We start from the raw sequence: 13,213 nt of genomic DNA, 5'->3' as shown, positions 1-13,213 counted from the left end.
ACAATTCAAAAAATGAAGCCATGCAGCCCTAAGCCAGGGTGTAGACCAAAGTGCGCCCGAGTACTCCACAGCAGCAATAGTGCCTCTATCGACTAGCGCAGTAAGGCTGCAAAGATATTGCCAGTTGGTCGACCAATTTGCTCTCCAACGCCCCTATCTCCCTACTATCAAATACTGTCGACAGACTGGCGTCGACAGACTGGCGCTGCAGTCTCCTAGGCAACGCTGTAACATTGGAAGACACTTTCTAGATTCAGCTAACCTGTGACTACTCCGGTCTTATCATCTACCTTCCTACTTACCCTATTGCTAATGGTGGGGTTGACCTTCTTTATCCGGGCCTCCACCAAAGATCGCACAGAAAGGTGGCAGGGATTTGCCGCCGTCAGCCCTGAAGCCATCCTGCAGCAGATTAGAGAGCACTTAGAGCATCGGGCCTATCGAGTTGTTGTCGAGGAGCAAGGGCAACTCACCTTCAGAGGATTCGTGCGGCCTAGTCTTTTTCTGGCCATCTTTCTGTCCGCCTTGGCGGCCATTGGCGCCCTGTGCTTCGCCCTGGTGCTGGCTACACTCTTTCCCGATTATAAGAGCTGGTTCATTGGGCTACTCCTATTGGCTCCAGCAGCAGGCCGCTTTTACTGGACCCGAGCAGCTCGACCCGAACAAGTGACCCTACAGATAAAAGCGGCCGATGGGCCAGAGGCCAAGAGCCAGGTCACAGTTACAGCCCACCGCGACGAATTGATCGCCCTGAGACAGGCTGTTCCTATGCATCAGTGGGAAGCCAGCGAGCCCTGATCTTGAACTTGGAGCTTTCTAGAGCCGATTGTTCTATGCCATCGGTTTTTTTCTGGCCACAAGAGAGAGCCATAGCCCCCATAAATAGACCATGGCTCTTGCAATCATGCAGGGCGCCAATGAAAGGGCGCCGATCCAGACGACTCTCAGGCAATAGGTCTGCTGTCTATCGGGTAACAGAACTCAGGCCAGCGACTTCCTCGTCTTCACCCATAAGTAGGCGTAGACTAGGAAAGAGGAAATGGTTTTCCTCCACATACTGGGCCCCAAATAGCCCCTTCTCAGCCCAAAAATACCGGTCTGTAGTGTGCTCATTGCGTTTCACCAGCAAGAGTGCCGGTGGCGCAATCCCCTCTGAGTGAATAAAATTTCGAGCAGCGGTAACCGGTTTCTCGGCACCACTCTCGATACTATATTGAGGGACACACTCCAAAATCCGGCGCCCTTCCAAACGACGGCGACTCTTACGCTTACGTCTCCTTGCCAAACCGCCTACCTCCTCTCGTCAACTGATGCAGGTGTAGTGGTGGTTACAAAATTTATGAACCCAGCAAAGTATATCGGGTCAAAATCAGATTTTCAACTTCTCTTAAAATTTACTTGGTATCCTAAGATGCCCTCTTGCCGGTAGATTCTCTGGCTTTGGCCGGATTAATCTCAACGAATAACTGTAAAAAAATTGACAAAAGTTTAATCTTGGTTGCGATTCAAGGCTACGACGATCGTCGTGATAGGAATGCCGACTAGCTCAGAATTTATCGCGCTGTGTCAATCACAGGTACTGCTGCTGACCCAAAGTTTCGGGGCAACGTCGACGGTAGTGTACCTGGCAGAACAGTGGGTCGATCACGATAACCCGGGGTTGGTGCCTGTGGTGGCCTATCCTGATTTGCCAGGGGATTGGCATGATCTGTACTGGGATAGGCCTCTGGAGGCGGGGCAGTTGCCGGAGCTATCCACGTTATCCTTAGACCAGAAATTTTCCCTGAAAAAGCCCACGTCTGCGCTGCCAGCGTCATCATCAGAGCCCCTGCCAGAGGATTACCCAGGGCAGGTCAAGCCCGTAAACCGAGTGGAGCAAGAACATCATGCTGCCGACCATCAGGTGGTTTTACCCATGGTTCATGACGACCATGTGGTCGGTTTATTGGTTAGTGTCCGGCAGCGTTCGGCTTGGCAGCCAGAGGAGCGTCAACAGTTAGAAGGAGTGGCCCAAACCCTAGCCTTGGCAAGGGTATTGGATCAGCGGGGACAATGGTTGCAGCAACAGCTGCAGCAGAGACAGTCTCTGCAGCAACAGCAATCTGAGACCTTCCACGATTTACTTCATCAGCTGCGCAATCCCCTGACGGCCCTACGCACCTTCGGCAAACTGCTGCTAAGGCGCTTACAATCAGACGATGCCAACCAGTCGGTGATCACCGGGATTGTTCGCGAAAGCGATCGCATCCGCGATCTACTCACTCAACTGGAGGGGACGGTCAGAGATGGAGATGCGACCCTAGACAGGGCGTCACTCTCTGCTGGCGAGGAGACCTCCTTTTCGGCTGGTCAGGCTAAGGCACTACCGCCAGCCAATGTCTCAGTAGTCAGGGTGTCGCCCCAGCCTTGTCAGATAGCATCTGTGTTGACACCGTTGGTGACGTCGGCGGCAGCCATGGCTCAAGAGCAGCAGATTGATTTTCACTGGGAAATCCCCGATGGGCTGCCGCCAGTGTGGGGAGACGGACGGGCCTTACAAGAGGTGTTTAGTAACCTCATGGACAATGCCGTGAAATATTCCCCCAAAGACGGCGTAGTCTGGGTGCAAGCCGGTCTCTTTCGAGATGCCGATTCCCCCATGCAAGGAGTCTTGGTGGCGGATCGAGGGCCGGGCATTCCGGCCCAGGATCAGGCCCATATCTTTGAACGGCGCTATCGGGGAGTACAGAATCAAGGTCAGGTGCCTGGAACGGGTTTGGGGTTAGCCATTGCCCATGATCTGATTCAGCAACTAGGTGGCTGCATTGATGTGTATAGTCCCTTAAGCCATAGTGGCATTGAGCTGCCGACCCCACCTAACTCCAAGAACCTGGGACCTGGGACGGCTTTCATTGTGTGGCTGCCCAGCCTAGCCGTGCCATTTACAGAAGCGCCTACCCTGGGTAATCCCTAATCTCTCAGCAGCGCCTGGGAGGATCGCCCCAGAAAATTAGAGAATGGGGATTGTGCTGTTCACAATCACTAGCGCCATGACTTCAACCTTGTCTGTCCCTAACCCTGGGATCCAAGATACTCACCGCTGCCAGCTCTCTCCCTTAGCGGTGCCAGAGCGCCTGCTACTGGGGCCAGGGCCATCCAATGCCGATGCCACCGTAGTGGCAGCAATGAATCGACAGCCCATTGGCCATTTGGATCCAGCCTATCTGACCCTGATGGACGAAGTGCAGGAGCTGCTGCGCTATGCTTGGCAAACGGATAATGCCATGACCTATCCGGTGCCAGGGACGGGCTCGGCAGCCATGGAGGCAACTCTGGCCAATGGCATCGAGCCGGGCGATGTGGTCTTAGTCGGGGTGAATGGTTACTTTGGCCATCGCTTAGTGGATATGGCTAGGCGCTATGGGGCCGAGGTGCGCACCATTACCCAGGCCTGGGGACAGCCGTTTAGCTTGCAGGAACTGGAAAAGGCCTTAGATCAGCACCGGCCTAACCTGCTGGCCTTAGTCCATGCTGAAACGTCGACTGGGGTACGACAGCCCCTAGAGGGCGTGGGCGACCTGTGTCATCAGCGAGATTGCTTATTGCTGGTAGACACGGTGACCAGTCTGGGCGGAATGCCCATTTTCTTGGATGCCTGGCAGGTGGATCTGGCCTACAGCTGTAGCCAAAAGGGGCTGAGCTGCCCCCCTGGGGTCTCGCCTTTTACCATGAGCTCCCGGGCCGTGGCCAAACTAGAGCAGCGACAGACCCCAGTGGCCAATTGGTACTTAGATGCCACCCTGTTGCGCAAGTATTGGGGGAGCGAGCGCGTGTATCATCACACTGCCCCGATTAATCTCACCTATGCCCTGCGAGAAGCCCTGCGGCTGCTGGCAGAGGAGGGGCTGGACGCGCGTTGGCAACGGCATCAGCAGACGGCTGAGAAACTGTGGGCTGGCCTGGAGGCCATGGGGCTCAGCTGCCATGTGGCCCAGGAGTTTCGCCTACCGACCCTGACCACGGTGAGGGTCCCCGATGGCGTTGAGGCTAAGGCGGTGGCTCAGCAATTGCTGTTGGAGCACAATATCGAGATTGGCGGCGGCTTGGGTGATCTGGCCGGTCAGGTCTGGCGCATTGGTCTGATGGGAGCCAATAGTTATCCTGAGAAGGTAGATACCTTGCTGCAAGCGCTGAAACAGGTGTTAGTCCCTTAGGGATTACAACCGATGCGATGGCCTTCAAGGGTTGGTCTAGCCCCTATGGGGCGGCTTAGCCAACGACCATTGCACCTGCCCCTCATCTTCGCCACAACTACCCTTTTCCTGATAGCAGCAGGGGCAATGGGAAAGTGGGGCAGGCTCTAACCACAGGTCACACCTAGGAGATCAATAGTGCCTCTGTAAGCACCAACCCTATTCCCCTCCTCCCCCATGGCCCTCGACCTCAACCGCTTCTACGAAGCCTGCGACCCCACCCAGCCCCTGCGGGACGCTCGCTACTACATCGACTTCTCCACCGTTCGCGGCGGCGACATCGTCCAGGAATTGGAGCGGAAAATTGCTCGCCTTTCCCGCCATCGACCCACGACTCAACTTTTTACCGGCCATATCGGCTGTGGCAAATCCACCGAACTCTTTCGCCTGAGAAATAGTCTAGAGAAACAGGGGTTTCAGGTCGTTTATTTCGAGTCGGATCGCGATCTGGAAATGGCCGACGTGGAAATTTCAGACATTCTTCTTAGCATTGCCCGCAATGCCAGCCAACATCTAGAGACCATGGGTCTGGGGCTGCGGCCCAATTACCTACAATCCCTATTTCAGACTCTTGCCACCACCTTGCGCACCCCCATGGACCTCTCGGAGGTGAGTTTTTCCGTGGGCATTGCCAACCTCACGGCCACCGCCAAACAAAGTCCCGACATGCGCAGTCAGTTGCGGCAGTACCTAGAACCCCGTACCCGCAGCATTCTCAACGCCATCAACGACGAACTGCTCATTCCTGCCAATGAGCGGCTGCAGCAACGGTCCCAACAGGGACTAGTGGTGATCATGGATAACTTAGATCGCATCGACAGTACCCCGCGGGGAGCACGGCTGCAGTCGGAATATTTGTTTGTGGATCGGGGTGAGCAGCTGAAACAGTTGGCCTGCCACGTGGTCTACACCATTCCACTGGAGTTGATGTTCTCCAACGACTTGGTACGGTTGGCCAATCGGTTTGGCATCAATCCCCTGGTGTTGCCCATGGTGCCGGTACAGAATCGCCAGGGCCAAACAGACTTAGCTGGCCTAGCCTTGCTGCAGCAGATGGTAATGGTACGGGCCTTTCCGGACCTGAATGTGAATGAGCGGATTGATCGAGTTACCGATGTCTTCGATGGCCTCGACACCCTTAATCGCCTGTGTCAGGTCAGTGGCGGCCACATGCGCAACCTGGTGCGACTGTTAGACGGGTGCCTGCGCAAACAAGACCCTCCCTTTCCTCAGGCCACTCTAGAGGCCGTGATTCGCACCGAACGGGACAGCCTCATGGGCCTAATCAGCGATGAGGAATGGACTTCTCTGCTACAGGCCGTCTCGCGACAGGATGTCCAGGGCGATGACGACTACAATGTGTTGGTCCGTAGCCTTTTCCTCTATGAATACCGGGATCGCCAGGGACGCTGGTTTGGTCTCAATCCGCTGCTGGCCGAGACTGAACGCTATCGCCGCTGGCAGCAAGGGCTGTCAACATCAGCAGATAAAGTTTAGTTAACGCAGGCTAGGAGAGGGGAGCAGATAGCCTATAGTACCCATGCCCATCTGTCCCTGAGACCTGGTATAACCGCCATTATTGTCAGGTAGCGTCTAGCCCGGTATGAATTTTCCCCTCGTCCTGGACATTGCCCTCGGCCTCATTTTCATTTACTTCATCCTCAGCTTGCTGGCCAGTGAGATTCAGGAAATCATTGGTACCCTGCTGCAATGGCGGGCAGAGCATCTGAAGCAATCCATTGAAGGCCTGCTAGCGGGCAATGATGTTGCCAGCGCTGCGGCAGCTCGTGACCTATCGGATCGGCTGTACGGCAGTCCGCTGATTCGCAGCCTCAACCACGAAGCCCGGGGCTCCTTTGGTCGTTGCATTCGCTCTCTGCTGCATGGATTGGGCCAGGGTTATCGCTGGATTACCCGCACCCGCAATGTCTTTGGTCGGGCCACCAGTGGTCCCTCCTACATCCCAGCAGATGCCTTTGCCAATAGTTTGCTGGAGAGCCTGCAACTAGAACCCCTACAACAGCTGCTGGCCAGTGGACGACTGAAGCAGTTGGTTGAGGAACGGTTACTCCTGCCCATCAACCATGTTTTGAATGATTTCAAGGCCAGTATGGCCAATGAAACCCTGTTGGATCCAGAACGGCGGCAGCTAGAGCAGTCGATCCGGCAAATTCTAGTGGATTTTCAGGAGCGGCGGGTCACCCTAGCCGATACCTTGGAGCGACTGTTGGCCCAGTTAGATGAGTTTATGGCCATGGCCCAGGAGGTCTTACCTGCAGACCATCATCTCAGCCAGACGTTTCTGCGACGGGTCAATTCTTTGAAACGACAGCTAGCGACGAATTCCCAGGAGAAGGCGGCCTTGCTCAATCAGCTGTGGCCCAGTCTCAAAGAAGTCTTGACGGTCTTTGAGGAGGATAGCCCGCTGCGGCGGCAGTTGTTGTCTGCAGAGGCTCTGGGAAATCCGCAAGTCAAAGCCTTGGCGACTCATGTGAGGCAGCAAGTCCTGCCCGATTCCCTCAAGGCGAGTCTGATGGTGCTGGCTGAGAAGGGGCAGCAGAAAGCCGCGCAAATGGAGGATGAAATTAACCAGATGGAGACAGCCGTTGCCACCTGGTTTAATCGGGGCATGGATCGGGCCTCTGGGGTCTATAAGCGCAATGCTAAGGCGGTGGCGTTGATCTTGGGGGTTGCGATCGCAATTATCGTCAATGCCGACTCCCTGCACATTGCCACCCGTCTGGCCACTGATCCGACGGTGCGCCTAGCCGTGACCCAAGCCGCCGAACAGTATGCCCCTGAGGCCAGCAGCGGCGATCTCCAACAGGATTTACGCCAAATGCAGGATGCCGTGAATACTTCCCTGGATGCGCTGCCCTTTCCGTTGGGCCACAGTGAAACCGTTGTCAGGCAGCAGCAACTAGCCGAAGCTGAGTGGCCACTGCCGGTGCCGCGCCGGATCCTGGGTTGGCTGATCAGTGGCATTGCCATTGCCATGGGCGCTAATTTCTGGTTCGACCTGCTGAAGAAGGTGATCGGGGTGCGCAGCAGCGGCAAGGCGGAGAAATAAGCGGGTGCTGGACTCCAGCCCCAGACTGACGCCGAGTAGGCACCAAGCATCCCTTATTTTTCCCTCGCTCAGCCATGGCATTAGACCCAACGCATCAGTATCGCTGTCAGGCGCCACTGAATCTCTACAAAACCCCCGATTGTCAGGCCTTGGTTACCCAGGCCAGGGGCGGTCGCTATCTGCGTCGCTTGCCCGACACCGGCGAGACTGCCGTGCGGGTGTGCCTCTGTGAGGACGATTATCCCGGCTGGCTTGCGATCGCAGATCTGCCCCATCTGGTCCCAGCCAAGAGACCCTACATGGCTCCTGCCTGGAACACCGCTGCCGTCCAGGCCCAACTTCCTGCCGTCATCGCCTTCACCAAGGCAGCCATGGCCCAGCCAAACCACTACCTCTGGGGCGGCACCCTCGGTCCTAACTACGACTGCTCTGGCCTGATTCAAACCGCCTTTGCCTCAGTAGGCATCCCTCTACCGCGCGACTCTTACCAGCAAGCCGCCTTTGCTCACCCCGTCGACCTTGAGGCTCTCCACCCCGGGGACCTAATCTTCTTTGGTCGCCCTCGTGTCAACCATGTGGCGTTATATTTAGGAGATGGACAATACATCCATAGTTCCGGCAAAGACCAGGGACGCAATGGCATTGGCATCGATTCCCTCTGGCACCTAGAGGATCCCATCAGCCGCACCTATGCCCAGCAAGTCTGCCAAGCCGGCCGCATCACCCACGGCTATCAACCAGGCGGTCAGCCACTGGTATAAACACCTTGTTTGACAAATCCAGCAGATAGCGTTTCTAAGAGGGTTAAATAATGATGCCTATGACCTACCAGCTACAGTTGATTGGAGTGATCAATGTGCTACTGCTGGCAGCGGCAAACCCCTGTGTCGCCCAAACTGATCCATCATCGGTTGACCCCTCGGATGCAGAGCAGCTGGGCATTCCCCAACCAGCGCCAATTGCCCAGCAAACGGAGGCTGAAGCGGAGGTAGATCGCATCAACTACTTTGGCGTCGGTGGTACCATTGGCCTCAGCGATGAAGGCGAGACTGGCCTAGGTGATGGGGGATTTTCGTTAGTGGGGCGATTGTCAGTGACAGATCACCTATCTATCCATTCGGCCTCGGTGCTCACCGGCGACAGCCTAGCCTCGTTTGCCGTGACCGGTGGGTTGCCAATTCAACATCAATCCACGGGCAGACCATTACTATTTCCATTCGTGGGAGCCGGTATTTCCGTAGAAACAGACGACTTTGAGGTCGATCCACTAGTGTCTGGAGGGGTCGATGTCCCCATTACTGACCTGGTGACAGGAACCGCCCGCATCAATGCCAGTTTCGGCAACGATGGTACCGATGTGGGCCTGGTATTGGGGGTAGGGGTAGACTTTTTAGAGCTGCTTTAGAAATGCACTAGCGAACTGCTTGGCGTGAGCCAGCGCCAGGCTTGGTAAGAGATACTGACAACCCTTTTCCGGGTCGATTATCCTAGCTACGAGCTTCCCTATCTCTGCCTGTCCAATCACAGCTGCAGAGTGGGTAGGTCAATGCGAGCGAGGTCGTGATTGTGAGAATTTCCCTAGACAAGCTGATGCACTATCCATGGTTTTGGAGGAGCCATCTCCTATCTGTGGTTATTGGCAAATCTGCTGATCGGATTTGGGGGACCTCTATGGCTGGCCCGTCGCTTGTCGGGCAGTAGAGGTTCCTCTTGAGAATAATCGCTTTGGATGAAATGTTGGCCTGGGGTAGGTAAACGATGCGATTTCTGATTCAACTGATTGGCCTGGGTCTACTGCTGCTGGGGCTTTATTTCCTGGGCAAAAACATCTTTTTCACCACCAATGTCAATCCTTACTGGTGGCGTGGCATCGCTGCTGATGTCTCTATCTTGTTCTTGAGCCTGGGCATCGTCACGCTGCTGCTGGCTCCCCTGGGGGCAGCTAAGCAATTGGGCTGGGTGCTGATTGCCCTGGGAGTGCTGTGTGTCTTTGTCAGCAGCCGGGCTATCCTCAATCCGACCAGCTTGTGGCAGTTCTTCTTGGCCTTAGTGTCATTTACCCTAGGCTATCGCCTCTTCTCCACAGGACGGATTTCGTTGTGATGCCTGGCCACCGGGACTGCCGATTATTACAAAATGCAGAGCTTATATCGATGGAGTGTCTGTATCGACGTTTGAGAACGGATATCTCGATTAATAAACTCATATCCCTTGACAAAGTATGCTGCGTGGGGGCTATCCATCCTAGATATCATGCAACTGACTGCTGGATGTCATATTTCTTTCACGGCAACGGCTCCAGCTCCTTTAATCTTAATGCTCAGGCCCCGCAGTGGGTTTGCCCAATGGGTAATGAAGGAAGAATATTTATTGCAGCCTCAAGTTCCCGTTGTCGAGTATACCGACAGCTATGGCAATTTATGCCAACGGTTGATTGTGCCAGAGGGAGCCCTGGCGGTCAGCACAACAGTGCAGGTGGAAACTGCAGATCATGTTGATGTGCAACCAGGGGCGCCCTTTGTTCCCATTCAACACTTACCGGAGACAGCCCTACAATTTTTGTTGCCGAGTCGCTATTGTCAATCAGATAGTTTGGCAGAACTGGCCAGTGAAATCGTTGCCGATAGTCGGCCAGGATATGATCAAGTAGACACCATTCGCCAGTGGATTCACAGTCATATTCAGTATGCCTATGGTGCTAGCGATGTCTCCACCTCAGCAGTTGAAACGGCCCGCCATCGCGTTGGAGTCTGCCGTGATTTTGCCCATTTAGGCATTGCACTATGCCGCAGTTTAAATATCCCTGCCCGCATGGTAGTGGGCTATTTATATCAATTAGAACCGATGGATTTACACGCTTGGTTTGAAGCGTTTGTCGGGGATCATTGGTATGTCTTCGATGCCAGTCAATCGGAGTTGCGGGGTAATCGTATCGCCATTGCCTATGGTCGCGACGCCGCGGATGTGGCCTTGGCCACCCAATTTGGGCCCATCACCTTGACTGATATGCAGGTGTGGGTGGATGCGGTGGCTCCCCAGTGATATTAAGGGATCTACCCTGGCTAACTACCCATGTGGGGTGGCAACTGCCCCCATTGCGCCCATTAGCTCCTATCATTTCCCCTGGTCATCTTCCTCAGAGCATGGCTCTAGCTCCAGGCATCTTGCCAATTTGTCATCTGACGTTACAGAACACCAAGAGAGACTTGTCAAAGCGCTTCACCTACAGAACAATACCCTAGGCAAGACTAAATCTGGAGAAATATCGCCACTGAGTTCCCTTAGAAACTGAATAGCGAATTGTCTCGTCTGTGATCTATGACATAACGTATCTAGGTTCTGTAGATCAATACTACTGACTGAGCGCTCCGACAACTGTCGAGTGCCGGGGTATTGATAGCATCGGCGTTTAGCGAGCGGGTCAACCCCTAGGCCGAGTTGAACCATGGAGGTTGGCTGTCAAGAAAACAACTGAGCCCGATCTGACCTGGGTCTCACCGAACAGACGGCATGGTATAGCAGCCATCAGCCAGCATGAGACGGTTGCACGCCAAATCGCTCCCGAGTTTGGAGCCTTGAGCAAGGCTGACTAGCCTCAGCTATCTGGCTAACGCTATATTTTGGTGTCGTCTTACCTCACACACGTTCATTCTTAGGAAGGGTGACCATGACATCACTGGCAAGATTAAACATCACTGCACTGACTGCCGTTACCGTTGGCCTATTCGGTGGCTTGGGCACTGCCATCGCCTATAACCAGGTTCAGACCCCGCGGGCGACTGTTACACCTCAATTAGCTCAGACAGTCTATGGTAAGCAGGAAGTTGATCAGGATGATTTTCTGGTAGTGGCCGCTCCTGGTAGCCGTTTAGAGCCCTACAGCTTGTATATCATCGAGCAGATAAGTGATAGCCGTCCCTGCTGGCAGGAAACTGGCAGTAATCCAGTAGCCGTTGAGCCCCTGTGGACCACCTTTGACTTCTCAGGCATCTGTGGTCGGGCCTCTGATAGCAACGGCTATTCTATTCGGGTGGCCGATGAGGATCTGGGAGGGTCTTACCTCTTGCGGATTCGAGCAATAGATGGGGACTTAGTACTACAGGGAATCCCTAGGTTAGGGGGCAGACCGCTGACCATCGGCCGCACCAATGGCATTAGCCCCACTGGCTACACCAAAATCATCCTGGAACCGGGCTGGCGCATTACCAAGCGCACCTTTGAGGGCCGCACCCTAGGCCATAATTACTTCACCAATGATCTCACCCTAGCCCAGTTAATCGACGCACAGCCGACGCCGACGCCAACACCGACGCCGACACCGACGCCGACACCAACTCCCACGCCGACACCAACTCCCACGCCGACACCAACTCCCACGCCCGGTCCCGTATTTCCTGACATCAGTGGCGATCTATACGCCAGCGAAATTATTCGAGCCACTGAAATCGGATTTATCGCTGGCTTCCAGGATGGCACCTTCGGTCCCCGCCAACCTGTCACCCGAGAACAAGCCGTCTCCATGATTGTTGAGGCCCTGCGCACCCGCATCCCGAATCTCAATGTGCCTAACCAGGTCAATAGCAATCCCTTTCCTGATGTCCCAGCCAGTCGCTGGAGTGCTGCTAAGATTCAGTTTGCTAAGGTCAATAACATCGTCAGCGGCGACGATGTGGGCACTTTCCGACCCACGGCAAATGTGACGCGGGTGGAGCTGATGGCTATGATCCGGCGCACGGCAGAGTTCTCGTTGCGATCGCAAGGACTCAATACCGAGTTAGTCCCCACCCAGACAGCGTTCCAGTTTTCTGACATTCAGGGCCATTGGGGAGAATCGCTAATCACCACCATGTCAGCCTACTGTGGCGTCGCCACCCCGCTGAATGAATCGGGAACAGCCTTTGCGCCCAATCAGCCAGCCCTGCGCAACTATGCCTCGGCGGCGCTGGTGCGCTTCTATGACTGTGGCACCGAGGCCCAATAACTGCGTTGGGGGCAGCGCGTTGGCTGCCCCCTCCCTGACGGATACACTGGCATAGCTCTGGCTTAGAGTGTTCCCGCTCAATACTCATCCAAGGGCTGGCTGAATAGGCCAGATTAGATGGAATACTCTTAGGAAGTGGCGCGCCGGGCCCAATCAGTACTGCGCCAGATGAGAACATACATCATCCCAGCTACCAGGGCTCCGAGGTTCCACTTGATAGACTTCTCCAGCAGCCCCAGGCGTCGGGAGGAGCGAGTTTCTGCGGCCTGTGTGGCCAGGGACGCCTCGTTGTCTGCAATCGCCTCAGTAAATTGATTTTTCAGGGCTGAGATATCTTGTTGATCTCCTAGCTCAGGCACTGCCTGGGTCGCTCCAGCGGCCTGCAATAATGCCTGCATTTCCTCGGGAGTACTCACGGTCGCCAATTGCGCTTTAGCCTGCTCAATTTGCGATCGCACTTCATTCGTTTGGGTCGTGATCTGGGCATTATTTTGGCGGTCAATGCGGATAGTATTGACCACCCCCAGGGGAATGAGCAGGAAATAGAGCACCCCCACCAGTAGCGTCACCCAGGACAATATTTTGAGCAGAGAGACCTCCCATGGCAGCCGTTCATCCCGACCGCCGATAAAAATCAGGCCGACCCCAATCAGCGGCACGGGAACTCGCTCAATCAACTGGCCGAAGGCCTGAAATTCCCAGCGGGGGTTCATCAACACGGGCGGAATTAAAATTTCCGCTAGGTCAAACAGCGCTAACAGCAATAACCCATAGCCCGCCAACCGTAGAGGTGAGATTGAGCGCAGCATAGTGCTGCGGGATTTCCAGAGTTGTTTCAGGGCTTGAGTCAGCTGTTCGGTATCTGGCGTTGTCTTATTAGTCTTAGTCATCGGTTATTCAATGCTTGCGCAGCTCGTCAGTTAGCAACAA

The 13,213-nt window shown here is 54.9% G+C and carries 12 protein-coding genes; 10 read left to right on the top strand and 2 right to left on the bottom strand.

The window, feature by feature from the left end:
• Positions 1-264 precede the first annotated feature (264 nt).
• Positions 265-798 (top strand): cofactor assembly of complex C subunit B, encoded by a 534-nt coding sequence (locus XM38_RS15405; protein ID WP_080804852.1) that lies wholly within the window; start codon positions 265-267, stop codon positions 796-798.
• A 166-nt stretch (positions 799-964) separates the two neighbouring features.
• On the opposite strand, the gene XM38_RS15400 is transcribed toward XM38_RS15405, so the two are convergent.
• Positions 965-1,285 carry a DUF3155 domain-containing protein gene (locus XM38_RS15400; protein WP_080804850.1) on the bottom strand — a complete coding sequence of 107 codons (321 nt, stop codon included), beginning with the start codon at positions 1,283-1,285 and terminating at the stop codon, positions 965-967.
• Between the two features lie 249 nt (positions 1,286-1,534).
• Between XM38_RS15400 and XM38_RS15395 the strand changes: the two genes are divergently transcribed.
• The 9 genes from XM38_RS15395 to XM38_RS15355 all read left to right on the top strand — a co-directional run bounded on the left by XM38_RS15395 (position 1,535) and on the right by XM38_RS15355 (position 12,283).
• Complete coding sequence (locus XM38_RS15395; protein ID WP_080804848.1) at positions 1,535-2,953, top strand: GAF domain-containing sensor histidine kinase; 1,419 nt, start codon at positions 1,535-1,537, stop codon at positions 2,951-2,953.
• A gap of 76 nt (positions 2,954-3,029) precedes the next feature.
• Entirely contained in the window at positions 3,030-4,193 is a 1,164-nt protein-coding gene (locus tag XM38_RS15390; protein ID WP_080804980.1) for a pyridoxal-phosphate-dependent aminotransferase family protein, read from the top strand.
• A 216-nt stretch (positions 4,194-4,409) separates the two neighbouring features.
• Positions 4,410-5,729, top strand: coding sequence for an ATP-binding protein (locus tag XM38_RS15385; RefSeq protein WP_080804846.1), 1,320 nt, complete (start codon positions 4,410-4,412; stop codon positions 5,727-5,729).
• A 106-nt stretch (positions 5,730-5,835) separates the two neighbouring features.
• Positions 5,836-7,302, top strand: a complete 1,467-nt coding sequence (locus XM38_RS15380) for a hypothetical protein (RefSeq protein ID WP_080804844.1) — start codon at positions 5,836-5,838, stop codon at positions 7,300-7,302.
• A gap of 74 nt (positions 7,303-7,376) precedes the next feature.
• A complete protein-coding gene (locus tag XM38_RS15375; protein WP_080804843.1) occupies positions 7,377-8,063 on the top strand; it encodes a C40 family peptidase in 687 nt (228 codons plus the stop codon).
• A 59-nt stretch (positions 8,064-8,122) separates the two neighbouring features.
• Entirely contained in the window at positions 8,123-8,707 is a 585-nt protein-coding gene (locus XM38_RS15370) for a hypothetical protein (protein WP_080804841.1), read from the top strand.
• Between the two features lie 353 nt (positions 8,708-9,060).
• Complete coding sequence (locus tag XM38_RS15365; RefSeq protein WP_080804837.1) at positions 9,061-9,405, top strand: hypothetical protein; 345 nt, start codon at positions 9,061-9,063, stop codon at positions 9,403-9,405.
• A 150-nt stretch (positions 9,406-9,555) separates the two neighbouring features.
• Positions 9,556-10,344: a transglutaminase domain-containing protein gene (locus XM38_RS15360; RefSeq protein WP_080804835.1), complete on the top strand. Its 789-nt coding sequence runs from the start codon at positions 9,556-9,558 to the stop codon at positions 10,342-10,344.
• Between the two features lie 625 nt (positions 10,345-10,969).
• Complete coding sequence (locus XM38_RS15355; protein WP_080804833.1) at positions 10,970-12,283, top strand: DUF3747 domain-containing protein; 1,314 nt, start codon at positions 10,970-10,972, stop codon at positions 12,281-12,283.
• A gap of 128 nt (positions 12,284-12,411) precedes the next feature.
• Here XM38_RS15355 and hpsJ-A read toward each other — a convergent pair whose 3' ends face one another.
• Positions 12,412-13,173, bottom strand: a complete 762-nt coding sequence (hpsJ-A, locus tag XM38_RS15350; RefSeq protein ID WP_080804831.1) for an HpsJ-like protein, cyanoexosortase A-associated — start codon at positions 13,171-13,173, stop codon at positions 12,412-12,414.
• Positions 13,174-13,213 lie beyond the last annotated feature (40 nt).

The organism is Halomicronema hongdechloris C2206, assembly GCF_002075285.3.
Classification (GTDB): domain Bacteria; phylum Cyanobacteriota; class Cyanobacteriia; order Phormidesmidales; family Phormidesmidaceae; genus Halomicronema_B; species Halomicronema_B hongdechloris.
The sequence above is the reverse complement of the archived record's forward strand: the minus strand, read 5'-3'. Positions and strand labels throughout refer to the sequence as shown.

Excerpts from the sequence above, each read along its gene's own strand:
- XM38_RS15395 (WP_080804848.1), top strand. The coding sequence starts at position 1,535 with ATGCCGACTAGCTCAGAATTTATCGCGCTGTGTCAATCACAGGTACTG.
- XM38_RS15390 (WP_080804980.1), top strand. The coding sequence starts at position 3,030 with ATGACTTCAACCTTGTCTGTCCCTAACCCTGGGATCCAAGATACTCAC.
- XM38_RS15385 (WP_080804846.1), top strand. The coding sequence starts at position 4,410 with ATGGCCCTCGACCTCAACCGCTTCTACGAAGCCTGCGACCCCACCCAG.
- XM38_RS15380 (WP_080804844.1), top strand. The coding sequence starts at position 5,836 with ATGAATTTTCCCCTCGTCCTGGACATTGCCCTCGGCCTCATTTTCATT.
- XM38_RS15375 (WP_080804843.1), top strand. The coding sequence starts at position 7,377 with ATGGCATTAGACCCAACGCATCAGTATCGCTGTCAGGCGCCACTGAAT.
- XM38_RS15370 (WP_080804841.1), top strand. The coding sequence starts at position 8,123 with ATGACCTACCAGCTACAGTTGATTGGAGTGATCAATGTGCTACTGCTG.
- XM38_RS15365 (WP_080804837.1), top strand. The coding sequence starts at position 9,061 with ATGCGATTTCTGATTCAACTGATTGGCCTGGGTCTACTGCTGCTGGGG.
- XM38_RS15360 (WP_080804835.1), top strand. The coding sequence starts at position 9,556 with ATGCAACTGACTGCTGGATGTCATATTTCTTTCACGGCAACGGCTCCA.
- XM38_RS15355 (WP_080804833.1), top strand. The coding sequence starts at position 10,970 with ATGACATCACTGGCAAGATTAAACATCACTGCACTGACTGCCGTTACC.
- hpsJ-A (WP_080804831.1), bottom strand. The coding sequence starts at position 13,173 with ATGACTAAGACTAATAAGACAACGCCAGATACCGAACAGCTGACTCAA.